This window comes from Flavobacterium sp. (assembly GCF_027531905.1).
Lineage (GTDB): Bacteria > Bacteroidota > Bacteroidia > Flavobacteriales > Flavobacteriaceae > Flavobacterium.
Map to the genome: position 1 here is coordinate 1 of NZ_JAPZSU010000037.1, position 24,883 is coordinate 24,883.

20 protein-coding genes are annotated in these 24,883 nt (G+C 35.7%); 12 read left to right on the forward strand and 8 right to left on the reverse strand.

Features of this window, described 5'->3' with window-relative positions; genetic code table 11:
* Positions 1 to 199: 199 nt before the first annotated feature.
* From O9307_RS10060 to O9307_RS10075, 4 genes are all read right to left on the reverse strand, one after another.
* Positions 200 to 826: a T9SS type A sorting domain-containing protein gene (locus O9307_RS10060; protein WP_298298544.1), complete on the reverse strand. Its 627-nt coding sequence runs from the start codon at positions 824 to 826 to the stop codon at positions 200 to 202.
* Positions 827 to 834: 8 nt separating this feature from the next.
* Positions 835 to 3,084, reverse strand: a complete 2,250-nt coding sequence (locus tag O9307_RS10065; protein WP_298298546.1) for a hypothetical protein — start codon at positions 3,082 to 3,084, stop codon at positions 835 to 837.
* A gap of 1,369 nt (positions 3,085 to 4,453) precedes the next feature.
* A complete protein-coding gene (odhB, locus tag O9307_RS10070; protein WP_298298549.1) occupies positions 4,454 to 5,680 on the reverse strand; it encodes a 2-oxoglutarate dehydrogenase complex dihydrolipoyllysine-residue succinyltransferase in 1,227 nt (408 codons plus the stop codon).
* 82 nt (positions 5,681 to 5,762) lie between these two features.
* Complete coding sequence (locus O9307_RS10075; protein ID WP_298298551.1) at positions 5,763 to 8,552, reverse strand: 2-oxoglutarate dehydrogenase E1 component; 2,790 nt, start codon at positions 8,550 to 8,552, stop codon at positions 5,763 to 5,765.
* 115 nt (positions 8,553 to 8,667) lie between these two features.
* Here O9307_RS10075 and O9307_RS10080 point away from each other — a divergent pair, with 115 nt between their 5' ends.
* Entirely contained in the window at positions 8,668 to 9,204 is a 537-nt protein-coding gene (locus tag O9307_RS10080) for a hypothetical protein (RefSeq protein WP_298298555.1), read from the forward strand.
* A 91-nt stretch (positions 9,205 to 9,295) separates the two neighbouring features.
* Here the strand turns inward: O9307_RS10080 and O9307_RS10085 are convergent, their stop codons facing one another.
* Positions 9,296 to 9,649, reverse strand: coding sequence for a hypothetical protein (locus O9307_RS10085; RefSeq protein WP_298298558.1), 354 nt, complete (start codon positions 9,647 to 9,649; stop codon positions 9,296 to 9,298).
* A 68-nt stretch (positions 9,650 to 9,717) separates the two neighbouring features.
* Positions 9,718 to 10,692, reverse strand: a complete 975-nt coding sequence (locus O9307_RS10090) for a polyprenyl synthetase family protein (RefSeq protein ID WP_298298560.1) — start codon at positions 10,690 to 10,692, stop codon at positions 9,718 to 9,720.
* A gap of 278 nt (positions 10,693 to 10,970) precedes the next feature.
* Here O9307_RS10090 and O9307_RS10095 point away from each other — a divergent pair, with 278 nt between their 5' ends.
* The 5 genes from O9307_RS10095 to O9307_RS10115 all read left to right on the forward strand — a co-directional run bounded on the left by O9307_RS10095 (position 10,971) and on the right by O9307_RS10115 (position 17,883).
* Positions 10,971 to 11,492 carry a YceI family protein gene (locus O9307_RS10095; protein WP_298298563.1) on the forward strand — a complete coding sequence of 174 codons (522 nt, stop codon included), beginning with the start codon at positions 10,971 to 10,973 and terminating at the stop codon, positions 11,490 to 11,492.
* A gap of 100 nt (positions 11,493 to 11,592) precedes the next feature.
* Positions 11,593 to 12,204, forward strand: coding sequence for a TetR/AcrR family transcriptional regulator (locus O9307_RS10100; RefSeq protein ID WP_298298565.1), 612 nt, complete (start codon positions 11,593 to 11,595; stop codon positions 12,202 to 12,204).
* A 58-nt stretch (positions 12,205 to 12,262) separates the two neighbouring features.
* Positions 12,263 to 13,606, forward strand: coding sequence for a TolC family protein (locus O9307_RS10105; RefSeq protein ID WP_298298568.1), 1,344 nt, complete (start codon positions 12,263 to 12,265; stop codon positions 13,604 to 13,606).
* A gap of 3 nt (positions 13,607 to 13,609) precedes the next feature.
* Positions 13,610 to 14,677, forward strand: coding sequence for an efflux RND transporter periplasmic adaptor subunit (locus tag O9307_RS10110; RefSeq protein WP_298298571.1), 1,068 nt, complete (start codon positions 13,610 to 13,612; stop codon positions 14,675 to 14,677).
* A 29-nt stretch (positions 14,678 to 14,706) separates the two neighbouring features.
* A complete protein-coding gene (locus O9307_RS10115; RefSeq protein ID WP_298298574.1) occupies positions 14,707 to 17,883 on the forward strand; it encodes an efflux RND transporter permease subunit in 3,177 nt (1,058 codons plus the stop codon).
* 257 nt (positions 17,884 to 18,140) lie between these two features.
* Here the strand turns inward: O9307_RS10115 and O9307_RS10120 are convergent, their stop codons facing one another.
* Positions 18,141 to 18,488 carry a membrane-binding protein gene (locus O9307_RS10120; RefSeq protein ID WP_298298577.1) on the reverse strand — a complete coding sequence of 116 codons (348 nt, stop codon included), beginning with the start codon at positions 18,486 to 18,488 and terminating at the stop codon, positions 18,141 to 18,143.
* Between the two features lie 175 nt (positions 18,489 to 18,663).
* Positions 18,664 to 19,668, reverse strand: coding sequence for a TlpA disulfide reductase family protein (locus tag O9307_RS10125; protein ID WP_298298580.1), 1,005 nt, complete (start codon positions 19,666 to 19,668; stop codon positions 18,664 to 18,666).
* Positions 19,669 to 19,821: 153 nt separating this feature from the next.
* Between O9307_RS10125 and aspS the strand changes: the two genes are divergently transcribed.
* The 6 genes from aspS (at position 19,822) to O9307_RS10155 (ending at position 24,857) form a co-directional block, all read left to right on the forward strand.
* Positions 19,822 to 21,582, forward strand: coding sequence for an aspartate--tRNA ligase (aspS, locus tag O9307_RS10130; RefSeq protein ID WP_298298582.1), 1,761 nt, complete (start codon positions 19,822 to 19,824; stop codon positions 21,580 to 21,582).
* Positions 21,583 to 21,694: 112 nt separating this feature from the next.
* The gene (locus O9307_RS10135; protein WP_298298585.1) at positions 21,695 to 21,892 is read left to right on the forward strand and encodes a cold shock domain-containing protein; all 198 of its coding nucleotides are present in this window, start codon (positions 21,695 to 21,697) and stop codon (positions 21,890 to 21,892) included.
* Between the two features lie 226 nt (positions 21,893 to 22,118).
* Positions 22,119 to 22,484 carry an NADH-quinone oxidoreductase subunit A gene (locus tag O9307_RS10140; RefSeq protein ID WP_298298588.1) on the forward strand — a complete coding sequence of 122 codons (366 nt, stop codon included), beginning with the start codon at positions 22,119 to 22,121 and terminating at the stop codon, positions 22,482 to 22,484.
* A gap of 28 nt (positions 22,485 to 22,512) precedes the next feature.
* Positions 22,513 to 23,061: an NADH-quinone oxidoreductase subunit B gene (locus O9307_RS10145; protein ID WP_298298660.1), complete on the forward strand. Its 549-nt coding sequence runs from the start codon at positions 22,513 to 22,515 to the stop codon at positions 23,059 to 23,061.
* A 3-nt stretch (positions 23,062 to 23,064) separates the two neighbouring features.
* Positions 23,065 to 23,586: an NADH-quinone oxidoreductase subunit C gene (locus tag O9307_RS10150; protein WP_298298591.1), complete on the forward strand. Its 522-nt coding sequence runs from the start codon at positions 23,065 to 23,067 to the stop codon at positions 23,584 to 23,586.
* 32 nt (positions 23,587 to 23,618) lie between these two features.
* Positions 23,619 to 24,857, forward strand: coding sequence for an NADH-quinone oxidoreductase subunit D (locus O9307_RS10155; protein ID WP_298298594.1), 1,239 nt, complete (start codon positions 23,619 to 23,621; stop codon positions 24,855 to 24,857).
* Positions 24,858 to 24,883 lie beyond the last annotated feature (26 nt).

Genomic DNA, 24,883 nt, shown 5'->3' on the forward strand with positions numbered 1-24,883 from the left:
CTTCTTCAAAAGCAAGAACTTACTCCCATTTTTAAATTCAAAATACAAAAGTATTCCTTCTTCAAAAATAGTCCGTGAGCTCTTGCTTTTATTGAATAATTCAGTTTCGCTACGAAGTCTAATGCGGATTCTGGGTTTAATGAAATAAAAAAAGAGCGTATCGATAATCGATACGCTCTCTAATATTAATCGTAAAAAATTAATTCTTAATCATTTTAGTGGATGTCACGTTTCCATCCACTACTGCTTTAACAATATAAACTCCTTTTTTAAGCTCACTTGTCTGAAGGGTTGTGGAATTAGTTTTTGGACTTTTAACTAAAACTTCCTGACCTAAAAGATTGTAAATACTCACGGCATCAATCAAACCCTTAGCTTCAATTGTTACATTATTAGTGACTGGATTTGGATACATCATAACATTTGACATTTCAAAATTAGCAACTCCAAGAGTAGAAGCCTTTTTACTGAAATAAACATTGTCAATATAAACGGTTCCAGCTGGCGCTCCAGATAACACCAATTGAGCAATATGCCCCTTGGTAGTTAAACCTGTAAATTCTGATAAAGGAATATCATAATGGTTCCAACCTGATAATGTTGGTATACGCGTCACTTCAAACTCTACGTCATCGCCTCCTTGGTACACCCCATTTGCTCCAAAATCAACTAATTTAACCTTGAATGCTGTTAGATCTGGTGTCCAAACATCAATATGAAAATACAGCATTGGTGTAGCGTCTATCGTTCCCGTTACATCTACCCCAAAATAATTCAAATTAGTGTATTTTTTAGTATCATTTCCTGCAATTTGAAGATCTGTCAATGTACTACCTACTGACCAGTCGGTTCTCCAAGAGGTAATGGGAACGTTTGTGTAAGCATTGCTAACAATGAAATAACATCTCCAGCTACTATAGTTGGTGTAGTTGCAGCTACAGTTGGCGCAGTTGGCACAACCACAGCACTTGATTTATAAAAATAAAAGTTGTCCAGATACACTGTTGCTCCTGTTGGAAGCGATGACAAACTCATTTGAAACACTGTACTTAGGTTTATCCCTGGAAAATTGGTAGCGTTTAAAGCCACGTCAAAACTATTCCATCCTGCTGCGATTGTCAATGTTACTCCTTTTTCTACAGGCCCTTGATTGATAAGATTAATTTTAACCGATGTTGCAGTAGAAGACCATAAATCTACGTGCATTGTTGTCATATCCGAAAGATCAAAAACTTCAGTACCTGGCAAGGTGACCCCTTGGTAGTTGAAATTGCTTAATTTTCTTGTAGCATTCCCAACAATAGCTTCATCGGTAACATCTGTGGATTGACCCCAACATTTGCACCAGTCACCTGCTTTATACACAGCATAAGCATCACTAAATATTGACTTTACATCTGAAGCTACTCGTGTTGGAGGAATGGGCGCAGCTACAGTTGGCGCAGTTACAACTACAGGAGTCGTAGTTTTAGCAGAAAACATAATATTATCTATATAACAAACATGATCTGCTGTTCTTGTAGTCCCTTCGGGAATAAAATCAGGAAATATAATAATTTGATCTATACCCGTTGAAACCCCTTCCCCTATTTTTCCAGCGAAGTTGAAAGTCAATTCTTCCCATTCGTTTATTTTAGTATTAGAAACTGTGATTTCGCCCGTCGAACCACCATCAGGGCGCGCAAATTTAATACCTACCTTACTAATCACATCTTTGTACACCATGATTTTTATAGTACTGTTGGATTCATTCAATGTAAATGTTCCAATTCCGTTCGCGCCAGAAGCATGAGCTGTTTCAAAACCGGTATACCAAGCGCCCGCTACCAATGCAGTAAACTTAACGGCTGTATTTGAAGTATTAATTCCTGTTTTATTAGGATTTGTAGCCAACAAAGAAGCTGTTGATGCACCCGATGGATTATCAAAAGAGGTCAACGTCCAAGTAGAACCATATTCTCCCGTTTCAAAAGTAACAGGAGCATTCGGAGCTGTTGCTGGTGGAGTAATTGTAGCCACCTTATTAAAATACACATTATCTATAAATAGGGTTCCTGCAGATCCCGAGAAAACAAATTGCGCAATATTGGCTTTTGTTGTCAAACCTGTAAATTGAGAAAGAGGAATCTCTAAACTGTTCCAACTGTTTAAAGTCAAAGTACGCGTAATTTCAAACTCCTTATCGTCACCGCCTTGATATGAACCATCAGCTCCAAAATCGACTATTTTGATTTTAAAAGTTGTTACATTCGGACTCCAAACATCAATATGAAAATTAAGCATTGCTGAAGCATCAATTTTTTTAGTTTCTGTGATGACTCCAAAATAGCTTAAGTCTGTATATTTTTTAGTATCATTTCCAGCGATTTGAATATCAGATACTACATTTCCAGATTGCCCCCAATCTGCTCTCCAATTATCCACAGGAACGTTTGTGTAAGCATTGCTAAACAATGAAATAACATCTCCAGCGGCTACAGTTGGTGTAGTTGCAGCTATTGTTGGTGCAGTTGCAGCTGGTTTAGCTGAAAAAGTTATGTTATCAAAATAACTAGTAGTTTCGGCCGTTCTAGTATTAAAATCTAAAAAAATAATAATTTGATCGATGTTGATCGTCTCAGCTAATCCTATTTTTCCAGAAAAGTCAAAAGTTAATTCTTCCCACTCATTGATCTTAGTATTAGGCACTTTAATTTCTTGCTGGGCACCGCCATTAGCAATTGCAAATTTGATACCCACATCACTAATTACCGATTTGTATACCATTATTTTGACAATGCTATTAGAAGCACTCAAAGTAAACGTTCCAATACCATTTGCACCTGAAGCATGGGCTGTTTCAAATCCAGCATAAGGAGCGGCAGCCGGACTTGCTCCAGCCACAAATTTCCCTACGGTCGCTGAGTTGTTGATGCCGCCAGGAAATGGATTAGCGACTTTGGAATATCCTGCGCCGGTTCCGTTTTCAAAAGTAGTAAATGCCCACGTCGAACCGAATTCTCCGTTCTCAAAGGTGACTGGTGCATTTTGTGAAAATCCTGTTGAAAAATACAACAGGAAAATAAATAAAGTAAAATTCTTCATAATGTTGAGGTATTTATTATCCTCAAATTTATGAATGTTATTATGTTGAAATTTACAACAATACCTATCTAAAAACTATACAACAGTATAAAGAAATTTGACCCGTAGAAATAACCAAAAACACTACTATAATTCGGACTTACCCTTTACATTGCATCAAATAAAAAAAGAAGCCAACTATATCAAAATCTATAATGTTGTGGTAATGTTATGGTAAATAGTCAAAAAATTATTTCTACTTTTAATTAAATCCTAATTTATTATGCAAATAAAAACAACAATCTCAATAAAAAACACAAATACATCAACTTTTACAAATCAAAAATCTGCAAACAACAAAAAAACACATTAAGAAGCATGCATCTGAGCTTTTTTAACCTTGAAATTTGCCCCATAAACACATCAAAAAAACACAAAACTGACCTATATTTTTTTTGGCAAAAAATAAGAGGCTAGCTTACAAATATGAGGCTAATCTTTATTTTATTGATGGAGGTTTTGCAAAAGCTGCCGCTCCTATCGTTATTGCGGTAAAGTGGTAAATACCATCGTCACGGAGCTGGATTTTTCTTTATGATACATATATCGGACAAGCAAATGATTTTTTTCTATTTGAAAACTATGTGTTTCCTCCTCTGTCGGAAGGACAAAAAAGAACGAGTTAAGCACCATATCCACAACTTTGTCATCTCGACGAAGGAGAGCACTTTGCATTCATTTTGCACATCCTACAAGGTTTCTTTTAACCTTGTAGGTATGCTATACTTGAAAACACCTACAAGGTCTGGAAAAGACCTTGCAGGAGAACATCTTAAACGATTACGAGTCTAAACATTCTTGTTCGCAAAAAAATTAAGTGCAATTGAACTTCCTGCAAGGTTTCATTTAACCTTGTAGGTAGGCTATACTTTCGAAAACACCTACAAGGTCTAAAAAAAGACCTTGCAGGAGAACATCTTAAATCATTACGAGTTTGTAAAATCCACGTTAACAAAAACTAAGTGCAATTGAACTTCCTGCAAGGTTTCTTTTAACCTTGTAGGTATGCTATACTTTCAAAAACACCTACAAGGTCTGGAAAAAGACCTTGCAGATGAAGTACGATTTCCGTTTAGGAATTAGATGATTTAGATGTACTAAATGGATGCCTCAAAAAATGCCCCTTGTCGCTCACTAGCCCCGATTGTAGTGGAAATCCTTATGGCCCGGAGTTCGGGGCATAAGATTGCAACGGAAAGCGGGACTTTGCTTCCTGAAAAAGCCCCATCTTTGTGCTCCTAAACCAACTGATTCAGTGACTTATTTCCATAAAAAAATCCCAAAAACCAGTATTGGAATTTGGGATTTTGTGTATTTAAAATGGAATGGACTACAACTCAAATGCTTTTTTAGGATTGTTATCGCAAAGCAACTCCACTGGATTTTCTAGTGCTTCTTTCACCGCTACCAAGAAACCAACTGACTCGCGTCCGTCGATGATTCGGTGGTCATAAGAAAGGGCTACGTACATCATTGGGTGAATTTCAACTTTACCGTTTACAGCAATTGGACGCTCGATGATGTTGTGCATTCCCAAGATTCCTGACTGTGGAGGGTTGATAATTGGCGTAGACAACATTGAACCAAAAACACCACCATTAGTAATGGTAAAAGTTCCTCCTGTCATATCATCTACAGTGATTTGTCCGTCGCGTGCTCTCAAGGCCAAACGTTTGATTTCGGCTTCAACTCCACGGAACGTCAAGTTTTCTGCATTACGAACTACTGGTACCATTAACCCTTTTGGTCCAGAAACAGCGATTGAGATATCACAGAAATCGTAGGCCACTTTGTAATCACCATCCATCATAGAGTTGACGTCTGGATACAATTGCAACGCTCTAGTTACCGCTTTGGTAAAGAAAGACATATAACCTAAACTTACTCCACCGTGTTTTGCTTTGAAAGCATCTTTGTACTCGTTACGCAAATTGTTGATAGGCGTCATGTTTACTTCATTGAAAGTAGTCAACATTGCCGTTTCGTTTTTGGCAGCTACTAATCGCTCAGATACTTTACGACGCAACATAGACAATTTGGTACGCTCTACCCCACGAGAACCTCCTGTTGGAGTTCCCATAGATGGTACTGCATTAATGGCGTCTTCTTTAGTGATTCTTCCTGCTTTTCCAGTTCCAACAATGGTTTCTGGAGCTATATTTTTCTCGTCTAATATTTTTCTTGCCGCTGGCGATGGAGTGCCTGCTGCATAACTTGGAGCTGCTGGAGCTGCTTTAGGCGCTTCAACTTTTACCTCTGCTTTTGGAGCCTCAGCTACTGGCGCTGGCGCTGCCACAGCTGCTGCACCTGATGGTTTTACTGCTCCAGTATCAATTAAACAAACAATAGCGCCTACTGCTACTGCATCGCCTTCTTCGGCTTTTAGGGTAATTACACCGCTTGCTTCTGCTGGTAACTCTAAGGTAGCTTTATCTGAATCTACTTCAGCAATCGCTTGATCTTTCTCTACATAATCACCATCTTTTACCAACCAAGTGGCTATTTCTACTTCTTTGATGGATTCCCCTGGTGATGGGACTTTCATTTCTAAAATCATCTTCTGTTAGTTTATTGTTTGTAGTTTAAGGCTTATGGTTTCTGGTTCGTTTTTTATTAAAAACTAAAAACCACAAACGTTTTTATCTAAATAAATTTTTATCAAATACCATTCTAATCGCATCTGCGTGACGACGCTTAGCACGGGTATAGCTTCCTGATGCAGGAGCTGCATATGCTTTAAGCGATGCTAATCTCCATTTTACCAAATCAAAATTAGCTAACATGTACGTGTAAGCCCCCATATTCTTAGGTTCTTCTTGTGCCCAAACATAATCATCTACATTTGGATATTGAGCAATAATTGCTTTTAACTGCTCAATTGGCAATGGGAACAATTGCTCAATACGAACAACAGCTACATCATTTCTACCGTTATTAGCTCTTTCTGCTGTAATATCATAATAGAATTTACCCGTACAGAACACTAATGTTTTCACGTCTGCTTTATTTACTGTAGTATCATCAATAGTTTCTTGGAAACCACCATTAGTGAATTCTTCTACTGGAGACACACATCTTGGATCACGTAGTAAACTTTTTGGAGAAAAAACAATTAATGGTTTACGGAAATTCGTTTTCATTTGTCTTCTCAACAAGTGGAAGAAGTTGGCTGGTGTGGTACAATCGACTACATACATATTATGACGCGCACACAATTGTAAATAACGCTCCATTCTTGCAGAAGAATGTTCCGCTCCTTGTCCTTCGTAACCGTGAGGCAATAACATCACGATTCCGTTTTGATTGTTCCATTTGTCTTCTCCACAAGAAATATATTGGTCAATCATAATTTGTGCACCATTTGAAAAATCTCCAAATTGCGCTTCCCAAATCGTCAATGATTTAGGATTAGCCAAAGCGTATCCATAATCAAATCCTAGTACTCCGTATTCCGAAAGGAAAGAGTTGAACACATGGAAATCTCCTTTTTTGTTTTCGATATGATTTAACAATACCACTTCTTCTTCTGAATCTTCTACTTTTACCACAGCATGACGGTGTGAAAAAGTACCACGCTCCACGTCTTGACCTGAGATTCTCACATCAAAACCTTCTGTTAAAAGTGTACCATAAGCTAGCGTTTCGGCGGTACCCCAATCTATAGTGTTGTTATCATAGCCAGTTTTTCTATCGGTAACAATTTTTGTGATTTTGTTGATGAACTTTTTATCCGATGGCAAACTAGAAACCGTCCCAATGATAGAATCTAAGGTGTCTTTTGCAACAGTTGTGTCTACTTTTTTCAACATAACATCATCAGAAACCTGTTCAAAACCAGCCCACTCATTTTGCATGAATGGAGTAATGATGGTCAAATCTTTTTTACGGGATGCTTCTAGATTACTTTCTAATACCGCTTTGTATTCTTTTTCTAATTGATTTACATAGGTAGCATCAATCACACCTTCTGACAATAATTTCAAAGCATAAATATCTCTTGGATTTTGATGCTTAGCAATGATTTTATATAAAACAGGTTGTGTAAATCTTGGCTCATCCCCTTCGTTATGACCATATTTTCTATATCCTAACAAGTCGATGAATACGTCACGTCCAAATTCCATTCTAAAGTCTAACGCAAAAGACATAGCATGCACTACTGCCTCTGCATCATCAGCATTTACGTGTAAAACTGGCGAAAGGGTTACTTTGGCAATATCGGTACAATAAGTAGAAGAACGAGCATCTAAATAATTGGTCGTAAATCCTACTTGATTATTGATTACAATATGAATGGTTCCTCCTGTTTTGTATCCATCCAATTGCGCCATCTGAACGATTTCATACAAGATACCTTGTCCAGCGATAGCCGCATCACCATGCACAGCGATAGGCAAAACTTTCGAAAAATCATCAGCATAATATTTATCTTGTTTTGCTCTTGTGATCCCTTCGATAACGGCCCCAACTGTCTCTAAGTGAGATGGATTAGGCGCTAAATTGATATTGATTTTCTTACCAGAACGAGTTACTTTATCAGCTGTTAATCCTAAATGGTATTTCACATCACCATCAAAATACTCTTGATCGTAATCTTTACCGTCAAACTCGCTAAAAATATCTTGTGTAGATTTACCAAAAATATTGGCAAGGACATTCAAACGTCCACGGTGCGCCATTCCCATTACGAACTGTTCTACCCCTTTATCAGCAGCTTTTTCAATTAAAGCATCCAAAGCTGGAATAACCGATTCACCACCTTCTAATGAGAAACGTTTTTGACCTACATATTTGGTATGCAAAAAGTTTTCGAAAGAAACCGCTTGATTTAATTTCCCTAAAATCGATTTTTTTTCATCAGTAGAGAAGTTGGGTTGATTGTCATTAATTCTAATTTTCTGACGAATCCATTCTACAACTTCTGGCTCACGAATATACACGTACTCGATTCCAATGTGTTGACAATAGATTTTATCTAAATGCCCAATGATTTCACGCAAAGTACATGGCGCTACACCAATTACTTTGGCGGCATCAAAAACTATATTCATATCCGAAGCAGAAAGGCCAAAATTCTCAACATCCAAAGTTGGGTTATAATGACGTCTATCACGCACTGGATTTGTTTTGGTAAACAAATGTCCTCTAGTGCGATAGCCTTCGATCAACTTAATCACTTTAAATTCTTTTTGTAATTTTTCAGAAACTTCTGCATTAGAAGCCGAACAAGAATCCCCTGAAGACTGAACAACAGCAGGAACGCCCTGATTTACAGCTTGCTCTTCGTTATAAGTAGTCATTCCAAAGTCGAAACCTTGAAAGAAACTTCTCCAACTTGGCTCTACGCTATCTGGATTCTCTAAATACTGATCGTATAATTGTGCAAAAAATTCGGTATGTGCTGCGTTTAAAAATGAAAACCTATCCATAATATTATTTGAATGTATTTTTAAAATAGTCCGACAAAAGTACAATAAACAGTTATAACTAATTCATTTTTTTGTTTACTTTTACCGCTATTTTTGTTAAAATAAACCTAATATCATGAAAAAAAATATTTTTTTTACAGCTTTCAAAGCCATTTTGGTTTTCGTTTTATTTGCTTTTACGAAATCGATGTATGCGCAACAGTCCAATTCGAATACTTTTAGCAAAAACATACAATTTGGAGGAGGGCTCGGACTCAACTTTGGTTCAGGCTTTACAGACATATCTGTTTCACCAAGTGCTATTTATAACCTAAACCAATATGTAGCTCTAGGAGCAAGTTTGCAATTTGGGTATATTAAAGCAAAAAACAGCTATGAAACTTACACTTATGGTGGAAGTTTGATCGGATTAGTAAATCCCATTCCAGAAATTCAATTGTCGGCAGAATTAGAACAATTGCGATTCAATACCGATTATAGAACCATAACTGGCAACTTAGCTTCGGATAATTTTTGGAATACAGCCTTATACCTTGGTGCGGGTTATAGAGCCAATAATGTTACTTTTGGGGTTCGTTATGACGTATTGCACGACGACAACAAGAGTATTTACAGCGAAGCCTTCATGCCTTTTGTGAGGGTTTATTTCTAGGAGACTAAGATACTGAGCAACTAAGAAGCTAAGTTTTTCTTAGTTGAAAAATAAAAAAGGTAGTTTTTGAGGAGGAATTTCACCTTGAAACTCATTGATAATAATTTCTAAACCATACCTTTTGCCATTCTCTTTTCAGAATTAAAAAAGAAACTTGACCTGCTAATTCTACAATATCTGAACCATCGAGTTGTTTAATCTCGTTTTCTGGCACATCAATAATATAGAGTAGATTTAGATATTCGGCGAACTTATACTGAATCATTCTGTAAATTTTTTCGTGCAATTCAATTTTGAGTTGATTAGGCGATATATTCAAAGGAAAATCAACACCTTCATTGGCCAAGTTAAAATCTTTAATGATTTGAGCCACCAATTTTAGATACAAGTTTTCTTTTTCTGCTTCCGAAAGTAAATGATCTGTGTTTAAGGGCGCTACATACATAAATTAGCTCAAAATTAAAGATTCAAGAAGCAAATTACCTCAAGAATATCATTAGAAGGATTATTTTTTTATACTTTTCTACCCATGAGGTTTTCGCCAAAAGTTTTTAATAACCCTTTTTTATCGGCATCAATATTCATTTTATCTAAGGTATCAAAGGCTTTATGAGTATACTCTTTTATCGCTTCTTGGGTGGCCAATGAAGCGCCGCTCTCTATAAAAATCTGTTTTACTTCTTCGATTTTGGCTTCCGAATTTTCAAGGTTTTCTGAAAATAAATCCAACAAACGAGCTTTTTGAGTTTCAGTTGAAAATTCCATTGCTTTCAGAAACAAAAAGGTCTTTTTATTCTCAATAATATCGCCTCCAACCTGTTTTCCAAAAGTAGCAGGGTCGCCAAAGGCATCCAAAAAATCGTCTTGTAACTGAAAGGCAATCCCTAAATGCAATCCAAAATCATAAATCAACTTGGCGTTCGACTTAGAGGTTTTGGCTATAATCGCTCCCATTTTCATTGCAGCTGCTACTAAAACGGCGGTTTTAAATTCGATCATTTTCAAATATTCAGGAATCGTAACATCGCTTCTTGTTTCGAAATCGACATCCCATTGTTGACCTTCACAAACTTCGAGAGCCGTTTTACTGAACAATTTGGCTAGTTTTCGAAACGTCTTAGGCTCATATTTTTCAAAATATTGGTAGGCTAAAATCAGCATCGCATCGCCAGATAAAATTCCGGTATTGATATCCCATTTTTCATGTACCGTTACATTACCTCTGCGCAAAGGAGCCGCATCCATAATATCATCATGAACTAGAGAAAAATTATGAAACACCTCAACTGCCATAGCTGCTGGAAGTGCTTTTTGATAATTGGCATCAAAAACTTCGGCACTCATTAATGTCAACACAGGTCGCATTCGCTTTCCGCCCAACGATAAAATATATTGAATAGGTTCATAAAGATTTCGGGGTTCTTTATGAATTACCTGCATTTCTAAATAAGCGATAAAATACTCCTGATAAGCTGAAACTGAATGCATGACTAATAAAAATTCGATTAGAAAAGGCTCAAAGATACAACTCGAGCGCATAAAATCACTACAAAAACTCCTGACATTCATTAAATTCCTGTGTAACAATTGTTAAATTTTTATTATCGAAAACGTTTTAGATTGTTAAATTCAGTAAAAATCAAAAAAACACTGGAAACTTTTTTGGTGCTTAGCGTTTCCTTTCTATATTTGCCCCGTCAAAATGTTAACCTTTTGACAAAATACCAAAAACAAAAATTTCCAAAAACTAATTAAACCAAACCTATATGAACTCAAAATGGGTGATCAACTCAGATCAATCTGACGTTTTGATAGAAGCAAGACATTCAATAATAGCCTATTTGGGCGGAAATACAAATTCCTTCAGTGGTTATGTAGTCATGACCAATGATGTCATTGAAGATGCCGCTGTAGAATTTTCATTGGATGTAAATAACAACTACAACAAAATAGAGCACATCGATTCTCACACAAAGCTTAATGACTTTTTTGATGTTGAGCAACATCCAACAATTCGATTTAAGTCGACTTCTTTTCAAAAAATAAACAAAAACATTAACTTTTTAAAAGGTGATTTGACCATAAAAAATGTAACCAAAACTTTGGAATTGGATACCGAATTTATGGGCATCAATAACTATGATGGCCATCAAAAAGCTTCTCTTGAAGTAACAGCAAAAATTAAACGCAGTGATTTTGACCTCTCTTACCATACCAATCATCTTCAAAGTGGTGTTTCGATTGGACAAGATATAAAATTGGTCGCTAATCTTGAATTTGTAATTTAAACTATTGATTTTCAATTTATTACCTAATATTCTTGATTTTTGCCCCAAATCACCATTAGATAAATGATACAATAAATTTTAGCAAAAATTTATACTACTTATGAAAGAAAAAATTATGGCTAAGGCAAGTGAGTTGTTTTTGAAACTAGGGTTCAAGAGCATCACCATGGATGATATAGCCGGAGAAATGTGTATTTCTAAAAAAACTATTTATAAATATTTCTGCAACAAAGAAGTATTGATTGAGGAAAGCACTGAAATCATGCATAAAGAAGTACATCAAAGTATTAATGCCATCGTACAAAAAAATTACAATGCCATTCAAGAGAATTTCGAAATAAGAAAAATGTTTAAAGAGATGTTCAATGCTGGTGACACGTCGCCCATGTATCAATTAAAAAAGCATTATCCAGAAATTTACAACAAGTTGGTCAACAGAGAAGTCAATGATTGCAATACCGTTTTCAAACAAAACATACTAAAAGGTATAGAAGAAGGCCTATACCGCAATGATTTACCTATTGAAACCTATGTAAAATTTTATTACACGTTAATTTTTGACATAAACGGCAATACCGTTTCAGAAAAAGAAGCCCAGCAATTAGAATTGGATGCCTTAGAATACCACACAAGGGCAATGGCAACCTTAGCAGGAATTATCGAACTGGAAAAACACTTACAAAATCACAATATCATTCAAAATAGTAACTAAAATCTTTCATCAAACAAAAAAGACATTTAAATCTACCCAATCCAAAAAAATCTCTCTTATGAAATATCAATTTTCCTTACTTACTATCCTACTGCTTGTTGTAAATCTTCAGGCGCAAGAAGTAAAAAAACTAACCCTAAAAGATGCTTTAATTTATGCACTTGAAAATAAAGCAGATGCGAAAAAAGCAAAATTAAAAGTAGAAAACAGCGAATACCAAATTCAAGAAGTTCGCTCGAGAGCTCTACCACAAATTTCTGCCAATGGAAGTTTGACTTACAATCCTATTTTACAAACTAATGTTATAGACGGTGCTTCTTTTGGGCAACCTGGCACAACCATTCAAGCTGTTTTTGGACAAAAATGGAACTCAGTAGGAGGCGTTAGTTTATCTCAAGCATTGTTCGATCAAACTGTATTTACCGGTTTAAAAGCAGCAAAATCAACTAGAGAATTTTATCAAATCAACGATCAATTAACCGAAGAACAAGTCATTGAAAGAGTCGCTAACAACTACTACCAAATTTATGTTTTGCGTGAAAAATTATCGCTCTTAGAAAGTACTTTTAAGATTACCGAAAAGGTACGCGATATTGTAAAAGGGCAATTTGAAAATGGCTTAGCAAAAAAAATTGATTTGGATCGTATGAATGTGAAAGTAACCAATGTTGCTACCACCAAATTGCAAGTAGTCAATTTGCTGCAATTACAAGAAAACGCCTTAAAATTCTATATTGGTATGCCCATTGAAACGCAAATAGAATTACCAAATTCAGAATTTCAAATCACTCCATTAGCACTTACCGAAGCACCTAATCCAAGTTCTAGAACTGAATTTTTGTTGTTAAAAAAACAAGAAGAGTTATTAAATTATCAGAAAAAAGCAGCTATAGCAAACTACTATCCAACTTTGTCATTGGCAGCTAACTATAATTTCATAGGACAAGGTCCAGAGATGCCTTGGTTCAAAAAACCTGCCGATGGTGTATACTGGTCTGATTTCTCCTCTGTATCATTAAACTTAAGAGTGCCCATCTTTACTGGATTTGGTACCCGTGCTAGAGTAAGACAAGCAGATGTAGAGTTAAGATCTGTCCAAGAAGATATTAAGGACACCAAATTAGCTTTGGATTTAGATTATAAAAATGCTACTACTCAAATTACAAATAGCATTATTACCATTACCAATCAAAAAGAAAATATGCTCCTATCTAGTGAAATCTTGAAAAACACCAACAATAATTATCTACAAGGATTAGCATCATTAACGGATTTATTGGATGCTGAAAACGCTGCAACAGAAGCACAAAACAACTATACCGCAGCTATTTTAGATTACAAATTAGCAGAAATAAAACTAGTAAAATCAAAAGGAGAACTAAAATCATTAATAAATAACTAAACTATGAAAAAAAATATAGTAACCCTCATAATCATCTTAGGAGCATTAGGCTTAATTGGCTATATCTTAATGAAAAACAAAGAGTCAAATGCCGAAAAAATTGCTGTAGTTGCTGAGCAAAACACAAGTATTTCTGTAAAAGTGGCACAAGTAAAAAGAGAAGAAGTTAACTTGGATTTTGTAGCCAATGGAAATTTTGAGCCCACTCAAGAATTGACCTTTTCAGCAGAACACTCCGGAAAAGTAATTAAAGTTTTAGCCAAAGAAGGAGACCGCGTAAGTGTGGGACAAACTTTAGCTATAGTAAGAGGAGATGTAATCAATGTAAATGCACAAGCAGCAGAAGCAGCCTACATGAATGCCAAATCGGATTACAATCGTTTCGAAAATGCATTCAAAACAGGCGGGGTAACGAAACAACAATTAGATCAAGCCAAACTAGGGTTGTCTAACGCAGAGGCCAACTATAAGCAAGCCAAAATCTATGTAGGCGATACCCGAATAAAATCACCAATCAACGGCATCATTAATAAAAAGTATATCGAACCAGGTTCTATGCTTTCGGCTATGCCAGCAACAGCTTTGTATGACATTGTAAACGTTAGCAAGTTAAAATTAAAAGTTACCGTTAGCGAAGGACAAGTAGCCAGTCTAAAAGTAGGTAATACAATTAGTGTAACAACTAGCGTGTATCCTGACAAAGAATTTAGTGGAAAAATCACATTTATTGCAGCAAAAGCTGATAGTAATTTAAATTTCCCAGTTGAAATTGAAATTGCAAACAATGCCAATAACGATATCAAAGCGGGTATGTACGGAACTGCTTTATTCAAATCGGCACAACAAAAACAAACCATGACTATTGTTCCAAGAAACGCTTTTGTTGGTAGTGTAAGTAGTAATCAAATATTTGTAGTAGAAAATGGATTGGCAAAACTAAAAACCGTAACTGCTGGAAGAATTTTAGGTGACAAAGTTGAAATTTTAAAAGGTCTGACCAATGGAGAAACAGTAATTACAACGGGTCAGATTAATTTACAAGACGGTAATTCAGTAGAAATTATTAAATAATTGATTGAAACAATCCACAACCACTTCCTATGAAATTAGCAGAAATATCCATAAAACGTCCGTCATTAGTGATTGTATTGTTTACAATCCTAATTCTTGGTGGGCTATTCAGTTACAGCCAATTGGGCTACGAATTGATTCCAAAATTTGAAACCAACGTAATCACCGTTTCTACAGTCTATCCTGGAGCTTCTCCTAGTGAAGTAGAAAACACCGTGACCAAAAAAATTGAAGATGCAATAGCTTCAATTGAAAACATCAAAAAAATTGATTCCAAGTCGTATGAAAGTCTTTCGATAGTATCCATCACATTAACCTCTAATGCTGATGTTGACATTTCGATGAATGATGCCCAACGAAAAATCAATGCCGTTTTAAGTGATTTACCAGACGATGCTGATCCGCCATCGTTAACAAAATTCTCTTTGAGTGACTTACCAATTATGACCATTGGTGCCAATGGAAAAATGGACGAGGCTGCGTTTTATGATTTAATTGATAAAAAAATCGCCCCCATATTATCGCGTGTCGAAGGGGTAGCCCAAGTAAACATCATTGGAGGTCAAGAACGTGAAGTACAAGTAAATCTAGACGCAGTAAAAATGCAAGGATACAATTTGTCTGTACCACAAGTACAACAAATGATTTTAACATCCAACTTAGACTTCCCTACTGGAAACATCCAAACGCGTGAACAAAAGATATTAATTCGTTTAGCAGGTAAATACAAAAATGTAGAGGAATTACGAAATCTAGTCATCTCATCACAAAACGGAATTCAAATTCGTTTAAAAGATATTGCTGATGTACAAGATACTCAAAAAATTGCCGAAAAAGTAGCTCGTGTAGATCAAAAAAGCGCGATCGTACTTCAAATTGTAAAACAATCCGATGCCAATGCAGTAGCCGTAAGTGAATTGCTGGTAAAAACAATAAAGGATCTAGAAAGCGAGTACAAAAGCAATGAATTAAAATTAGAAATTGCAAAAGATAGTACGGTATTCACCTTAGAAGCTGCAGATTCTGTAATTCATGATTTATTGATTGCGGTAATTTTAGTAGCCTTAGTAATGTTGTTCTTCTTGCATAGTGTTAGAAACTCATTGATTGTAATGGTTTCTATTCCGGCATCCTTAATTGCAACTTTTATTGGAATCTATCTATTAGGGTATACGCTAAACTTAATGAGTTTATTAGGTTTATCTCTTGTTGTGGGTATTCTGGTCGATGATGCCATAGTGGTTCTCGAGAATATTTATAGGCACATGGAAATGGGGAAAAACCGTGTTCGTGCAGCCTACGACGGAACCGCAGAAATCGGAGGAACAGTAACCTCAATTACATTGGTTATTGTGGTAGTATTTTTACCTATCGCTATGAGTACTGGTTTGGTATCTAATATTATTACTCAATTCTGTATGACGGTAGTTATTTCTACTTTGTTATCCCTTTTGGCTTCATTTACAATTATTCCTTGGTTGTCTTCAAGATTTGGAAAATTAGAACATATTCAAGGAAATAATCTTTTCGGAAAAACGATTTTAGCTTTCGAAAGCATGCTTACCAAATTCACGAATTGGGTGACTGGAATCCTAGAGTGGTGTTTGAATCATTATATCAAAACCATTGGAGTAGTTGTAGTTCTATTTTTTGCATCAACCATTGGATTATTAGGTGGTGGTTTTATTGGTGGGGAATTTTTTGCTTCATCTGATAGTGGGGAGTTTTTGGTACAAATAGAAATGCCAAAAGATGCTTCGCTAGAACAAACCAACTTTATGACCCAAAAAGCAGAGGCGTATTTAAAAAAACAAGAATATGTAAAATCTCAAATTACAACTGTAGGACAAACCTCTGAAGGTATGGGAGCTTCTCAAGCTACTGCCTACAAAGCTGAGATTGACGTAAAAATGATTGATCAAAAAGATCGTAAAGACGACGCTTCGGTTTATGCGGCAAAAATCAAACGCCAATTAGAAAAAGTCTTGGTGGGCTCAAAAGTGAAAACAGTACCCGTAGGGATTTTAGGAACTGCTGAAGATGCAAAACTTGGCCTTATTGTTACAGGATCGAATGTAGAAAGTGCGATGAAATTTGCTAAACTGGCCGAAGCTGAATTAAGAAAAATCCCAGGAACCACCGAAATCAAATTAACGGTTGAAGATGGGAATCCCGAGGTTAACGTTAAAGTAGATCGTGATAAAATGGCAGCTTTAGGCTTGACGCTACAAACAGTAGGGTTAACCATGCAAACCGCCTACAGCGGAAATACCGATGGTAAATTTAGAGCAGGAGAATATGAATATGACATCAACATCAAGTATAATGCTTTCGATAGAAAAGATATTACCGATGTAAGTAACCTAATCTTTGTAAATAGCGCTGGTCAACAAATAAAATTATCACAATTTGCTACCATTACAGAAGGTTCTGGACCAAGCCAATTAGAGCGTAGAGACAAAACAGCCTCAGTAACTGTTCAAGGACAAAACGTAGGGGTGCCTTCAGGAACTATCGTTACTCAATGGCAAGAAAGATTAGATAAATTAGAAAAACCTGTTGGGGTAAATTACATTTGGGGTGGTGATCAAGAAAATCAAAGTGAAGGTTTTGGAACTTTAGGAGTTGCTTTATTGGCTGCTATTATTTTGGTTTACTTGGTTATGGTAGGGCTGTATGACAGTTTTGTACATCCATTTGTGGTATTATTTGCTATTCCACTTTCGTTTATTGGAGCCATGCTAGCCTTAGCTTTGACTAACAATTCGTTGAATATATTTACCATTTTGGGAATCATTATGTTGATTGGTTTGGTTTGTAAAAATGCCATTATGCTTGTCGACTATACCAACCAAAGAAGAGCTGCTGGCGAAACCATTCGTACGGCATTAATTCAAGCCAACCATGCTCGTTTACGTCCTATCTTGATGACAACCATTGCGATGGTTTTTGGTATGTTCCCAATTGCCTTAGCTTCTGGTGCTGGTGCGGAATGGAAAAATGGATTAGCCTGGGTAATTATTGGGGGATTAATCAGTTCGTTGTTCTTGACTTTGATTATTGTTCCAGTGATTTATGAAATCATGGAAAAAATCATCCATAAGTTTAGCAAAGAAGAAAAAACGGATTATAATGCTTTAATGACCGAAGAGTATGAACACAAAGAATTGAGTGAAGATGGTGTCAATCCAAAACACACGCTATAACTTCGTAAGTTGAATTCCATTTACTACTTTATCTGTAAGAATTCATTTTATACTTGTTAGGTATTAGCTAATCTTATAATAAAAAAACCTGCAAAGTCCTTAGTAAGACTTTGCAGGAATACTTTCAAATCGTATTTATCTACAGATACTTTTTGTAATGTAGCAATAATTCAGTTTGTTTTTAGTTTTAATTTGTTTAACAAAAAAGGGCGTCTAATTTTTTTTAGACGCCCTTTTTTAAATTAACTAAAAGAGAATTAATTCTTAACCGCGATTGCTTCTTGTTTCCAAGTTTTAACTGCTGCAATAGCATTATTGGAATAATCTACTTCATTTAAGTTTACATCTTTCCAGAAAAACCATTTTCCTACTTTTACACCTTCTTTGTAAAATCCAGAAGCTTTTTTGGTTCCATCTTCATTATAAGAAACCCAGTACCCTTCTAACTTACCATTTTCGAAAAAGCCTTCTTGTTGTACTTGTCCATTATCATAGAAATAAGTAGCTTTTACTTTTTTTCCAAAAGGCTCTAAAACTGGTTTAGCGTCTTGTGCATATATCATTCCTGAGAACACCAATGCTAGTGTGATTAAAAATCTTTTCATATCGTTAGTTTTTAATGATTTATATTTTACTTTCTCAAAAGTATAAAATACTTTACATTAAAAAAACTTTTTGGTAACAATTTCATAACATTAGACAAAAGCTTAACATTGGAAATTTAAAACATAAAAAAAATCAGACATAAATGCCTGATTTTGTATTATTTGCTATTTAAAACTACTTTAAAACTGTATCCAATAATGCGGTTAATTCCTCAGAAGATGGTCGCGGCGCATCCGCTTTTACAATATTTCCATTCGGATCAACCAAAATAAATCTTGGAATACCGGTAATATTATAATCTTGTACAAACTTAGAATTCCAATCATTGTCAGCAAAAACTTGAACGCCTCCTAGTTCTTTTTCTTTGACCATCGTTTTCCATTTTTCTAAATCTTTTACTTTATCAATCGAAATACTCACAAAAACGATATTCTTGTTGTGGTATTTTTCTTCTGCTTTTTTCAAAAACGGAATTTCTTGACGACAAGGACCACACCAAGTTGCCCAAACATCAATATAAACGTATTTACCTCTAAAGTCTTCTAGCTTTGTTTTTCCTCCTTTATAATTATCATAATCAAAAGTTGGAGAAGGTGAACCATTCATTTTATTACTCTCCACTATTTGCTGATGGTACTTTTTTAAAGAAGCCAGATTCATATCGATACTTTGCTTTTGCAACGCAACAAATTCGGGATCTAATTTTTTACCTTCTAAACTAGCCAAATCAGCCGCTTTTTTCTCCTCGATACGCTTTGCGAAGTCTGCTTCGCTGGCTGCCAAAAGAGCATTGTAATCAAATTTAGATTCTGAAACAGCACTTTGAGCCAAGAAATTATTCTCTACTGCCCCCACTCCTGTGTAAACAATTGATTCATCAAATTGTTTGGCATCCATTTTTAATTTCAAGTTGAAATTGTTTTTCAAATACAATTGTGTGTATTCTTTGCCATCATATAACATATAGAACCCTTTTTCAACAGCAGCACTTCCTTTGAAAAGGCCTTTCTTGTCAACCCCAATTTTTAAAAGTTCTTTTCCATTGTTTCTATTTAAGATACGAATGGTATCACTATTTCGATTTGCAATTTCCGCTTGAAGGGTAAAAGCTTCTTTTTTTTGTGCCTGACTTCCGTGTATTCCCAAAGCCAAAAGAGCCACAATACATAGTTTTTTCATAAAGTTGTTTTTTGTGTTAATGCACCTCAAAAATAGGAGTAAAAAAACAAGCAAAATAAAAAATTAACATATTTTTAAAAATGAAAAGGATGTTGCAAAGTTTTGGCGTTAATTTAATTTTTGTGTTTACTTTTGCAGTCTAAAATTTGGAACATGTATAGAAGTCATAATTGTGGCGAATTGAACGCCTCACATAGTAATCAAGAAGTAACGCTAGCGGGATGGGTTCAAAAATCTCGTGATAAAGGATTCATGAATTGGGTTGACCTAAGAGACCGTTACGGCATTACGCAATTGATTTTTGACGAAAGTCGTACCGAAAAATCTGTTTTTGAATTAGCCAAAACCTTAGGAAGAGAGTTTGTAATTCAGGTCAAAGGAACTGTTATTGAACGTGAAGCCAAAAACAAGAACATCCCAACAGGTGATATCGAAATTTTAGTAACAGAATTAACGATTTTAAATGCGGCTTTAACTCCTCCATTTACTATAGAAGATGAAACAGATGGCGGCGAAGACATTCGAATGAAATACCGTTACTTAGACATTCGAAGAAATCCAGTAAAAAATAGTTTGCTTTTCCGTCACAAAGTGGCAATGGAAGTGCGCAAATACCTTTCTGATTTAGCTTTTTGCGAAGTGGAAACTCCTTATTTAATAAAATCTACTCCAGAAGGCGCGAGAGATTTCGTAGTTCCTTCTCGAATGAATGAAGGACAATTTTATGCTTTACCACAATCTCCACAAACCTTCAAACAATTATTGATGGTGGGCGGCATGGATAAATACTTTCAGATTGTAAAATGTTTCCGCGACGAAGATTTACGTGCCGATAGACAACCTGAGTTTACACAAATCGATTGTGAAATGGCATTTGTAGAACAAGAAGACATTTTAAATGTTTTTGAAGGACTTACTCGTCATTTATTAAAAGAATTAAAAGGCATCGAAGTAGACAAATTCCCAAGAATGACTTACGAACATGCTATGAAAACCTACGGAAACGACAAACCAGACATTCGTTTTGGCATGGAGTTTTGCCCCCTAACCCCCGAAGGGGGAACATTCGAACCGAAAGGTTTTCCTGTGTTTGATAATTCAGAATTGGTCGTTGGAATTAACGTGGAGGGTTGTGCCAATTATACCAGAAAACAAATTGATGAATTAATTGATTGGGTAAAACGTCCTCAAGTGGGTGCTACCGGAATGATTTATTGTAAATATGAGGCAGATGGAAGTTTAAAATCATCGGTTGATAAATTCTTTTCTAAAGCAGATTTAGAGGTATGGGCAAAAAAGATGAGTTCAAAACCTGGCGATTTAATGTTAATTCTTTCTGGTCCTGCCGATAAAACAAGAGCGCAACTTTCAGCCTTACGTATGGAATTGGCAACAAGATTAGGCTTGAGAAATCCAGCTGAGTTTGCTCCTCTTTGGGTAGTTGATTTTCCTTTATTAGAATTTGATGAAGAAAGCGGACGCTACCATGCGATGCACCATCCTTTTACTTCACCAAAACCAGAAGACTTGCATTTGCTTGAAACCAATCCTGGAAAAGTAAGAGCCAATGCTTATGATATGGTTTTGAACGGTAACGAAATTGGAGGAGGCTCTATTCGTATTCACGATAAAGCAACACAACAATTAATGTTTAAGTACTTAGGATTCACAGAAGAAGAAGCCAAAGCACAATTCGGATTCTTAATGGATGCGTTTCAATTTGGAGCACCACCTCATGGCGGTTTAGCTTTTGGATTAGATAGATTAGTAGCTATTTTGGGTGGACAAGAAACCATTCGTGATTTTATTGCTTTCCCAAAAAACAATTCTGGTAGAGACGTAATGATCGACGCACCATCGACAATTGATGATTCTCAATTAAACGAATTACACATTCAATTAAATTCAAAATAATCCCTGAATAGACTGTATATCAATATTTTTGAAAAAAAAATATGACGGTATTCATTTTTGTATTATATTAAAGATTACATTTGTCATATTATAAATTATTATTATTATTACAATGCGTACAGGTACAGTTAAATTTTTCAATGAATCTAAAGGTTACGGATTCATTACAGACGAAGAAACAGGAAAAGACATTTTTGTTCATGCATCAGGAATCAAAGCGGAAGAATTACGCGAAGGAGACCGAGTAAGCTATGAAGAAGAAGAAGGAAGAAAAGGTAAAGTTGCTGCTCAAGTAGTAGTTTTAGGCTAAAAAATATAACAGTATTTTTTACAGAATGGCAAAACGCTTCGAAATTTATCGAAGCGTTTTTTTTTGCCATACACGAAAATTAAGAAATAATTATAATTTTTATTTATAATCATTAAAAATTAGCGAGGATTAACAAACGTTTAGAAGTGAATTCAGGCATTTCACTTGTGTTTTAAATCCTTGCAACCTATCTTTGTAACTTGTTTAAGCAAGAAAAAAAACAACTATGCAAACCGAACAAATCAACTTCGTTCCGATCCTTATGCAATTACTTCTAGCCGTAGGATTTGTAACCGCAATCATCATTATTTCTGGTAAATTAGGACCAAAAAGAAATTCTGCCAACAAGGATAAAAACTTCGAGTGTGGTATTGAATCTGTAGGTAATGCAAGAATTCCTTTTTCTGTAAAATACTTCCTAGTAGCTATTCTTTTCGTTTTATTTGATGTCGAGGTTATCTTTTTATATCCTTGGGCCATCAATTTCAAGGAGTTAGGTATCGAAGGTATGATAAAAATGATTATTTTTATGCTTTTGTTACTAGTTGGTTTTTTCTATATTATCAAAAAGAAAGCCCTTGAGTGGGAATAAATAATAGAAATTGAATACTATATCAATTATGACAGATTCTAACACAAAAATGGTCGCTCCTCCAGAAGGAGTAGTTGGTGAAGGTTTTTTTGCAACCAAATTGAATGATGTTGTGGGATTAGCAAGAGCCAATTCATTATGGCCTTTACCGTTTGCTACTTCTTGTTGTGGTATCGAATTTATGGCTACCATGGCTTCTCATTATGACTTAGCACGTTTTGGCTCTGAAAGAGTAAGTTTCTCTCCAAGACAAGCAGATATGTTGATGGTTATGGGAACTATTTCAAAAAAAATGGGTCCAATTTTACGTCAAGTATACGAACAAATGTCTGAACCAAGATGGGTTATTGCTGTTGGTGCTTGTGCCTCTTCGGGCGGAATCTTCGACACGTACTCAGTACTTCAAGGAATTGACAAGATAATCCCAGTTGATGTTTACGTTCCAGGATGTCCTCCTAGACCAGAACAAATAGTTGAGGGTGTTATGAAACTACAAGAAATCGTAAAAAACGAATCGGTTAGAAGAAGAAGCTCCCCAGAATACCAAGAATTATTAGCTTCTTATAATATCAAATAAAAGATGGCATTAGAAACAACCGAAATACAAGAAAAATTGGTAGCCACTTTTGGAACCGCTGTTTTTCAATTCAATCAAGATAGAGACATTTTTTCATTTGAAGTTTCAGCTGATGTAATTACTGCTGTAATTCTTTTCTTAAAAAATGACCCACAATTACGTTTTCACTTCTTAACCGATTTATGCGGGGTTCATTATCCAGACAATGAAGAAGAAAGACAATTTGCTGTAGTTTATCACATGCACAATTGGTATGAAAACAAGCGCATCCGAATCAAAACCTTTTTGAACGGTTCACAACCAGAAGTAAAATCTATTGCTAATATATTTCTTTGTGCCAATTGGATGGAACGTGAAACCTATGATTTCTTTGGAATCAACTTCATCGGTCATCCACAATTGAAACGAATTTTGAATATGGACGAAATGGTTTCTTTCCCAATGCGTAAAGAATTCCCAATGGAAGACAGTGGAAGAACAGACAAAGATGACCGATTCTTCGGAAGAACACCTTCGAATTGCTAAAAAAAGAACTTATAATTTTTCACATTAGATAAATGTCAGAACTATTATTACCACCAGAGCATCGCTATGCTAAAATCATCAAAGAGCGTCATAATGAAGACGGAAGTGAACTTTCGATTCTGAATTTAGGCCCTACTCACCCAGCTACTCACGGTATTTTTCAAAACATCTTATTGATGGATGGAGAAAAAATATTAGAAGCTGAACCAACCATTGGATACATCCATAGAGCATTCGAAAAAATAGCCGAAAATCGTCCGTTTTATCAAATTACGCCACTTACAGACCGTATGAACTATTGCTCGTCTCCTATCAACAATTTAGGATGGTGGATGACATTAGAAAAATTATTAGGTGTTGAAGTACCCAAAAGAGCACAATACTTAAGAGTCATTGTAATGGAATTGGCACGTATTGCCGACCACTTAATTTGTAACTCGATTTTAGGAGTAGATACTGGAGCCTATACAGGTTTCTTGTATGTCTTTCAATTCCGTGAAAAAATATACGAAATCTACGAAGAAATTTGTGGTGCACGTTTAACTACCAATATGGGAAGAATTGGCGGTTTCGAAAGAGATTGGTCACCAGAAGCTTTCCGTAAATTAGATGTATTCTTAGAAGAATTTCCAGTTGCTTGGAAAGAATTTGAAAACTTATTCGAAAGAAACAGAATCTTTATTGATAGAACCGTAAATGTAGGCGCTATTACTGCCGAAAAAGCTTTGGCTTATGGATTTACGGGTCCAAATTTACGTGCTGCAGGTGTAGATTATGATGTTCGTGTGGCGCAACCTTATTCTTCTTACGAAGACTTTGACTTTATTGTACCAGTAGGAAAATCAGGTGATACTTACGACCGTTTTTGTGTACGTAATGCAGAAGTTTGGGAAAGTTTAAGCATCATCAAACAAGCCTTAGCCAAAATGCCAGCTTGTAATGAATACCATGCTGATGTTCCTGAATATTATTTGCCTCCAAAAGAAGATGTGTACACTACTATGGAATCTTTGATTTATCATTTCAAGATTGTTATGGGTGAAGTTCCGGTTCCTGTTGGAGAAGTATACCATCCGGTGGAAGGAGCCAATGGAGAAATTGGATTCTATTTAGTATCAGACGGAAGTAGAACACCGTATCGTTTGCATTTCCGTAGGCCTTGTTTTATTTATTATCAAGCCTATCCAGAAATGATTAAAGGCTCTATGCTTTCAGATGCGATAGTAATATTATCAAGTTTAAATGTAATTGCGGGTGAGCTAGATGCTTAAAAGCCCCCTAAACCCCCAAAGGGGGA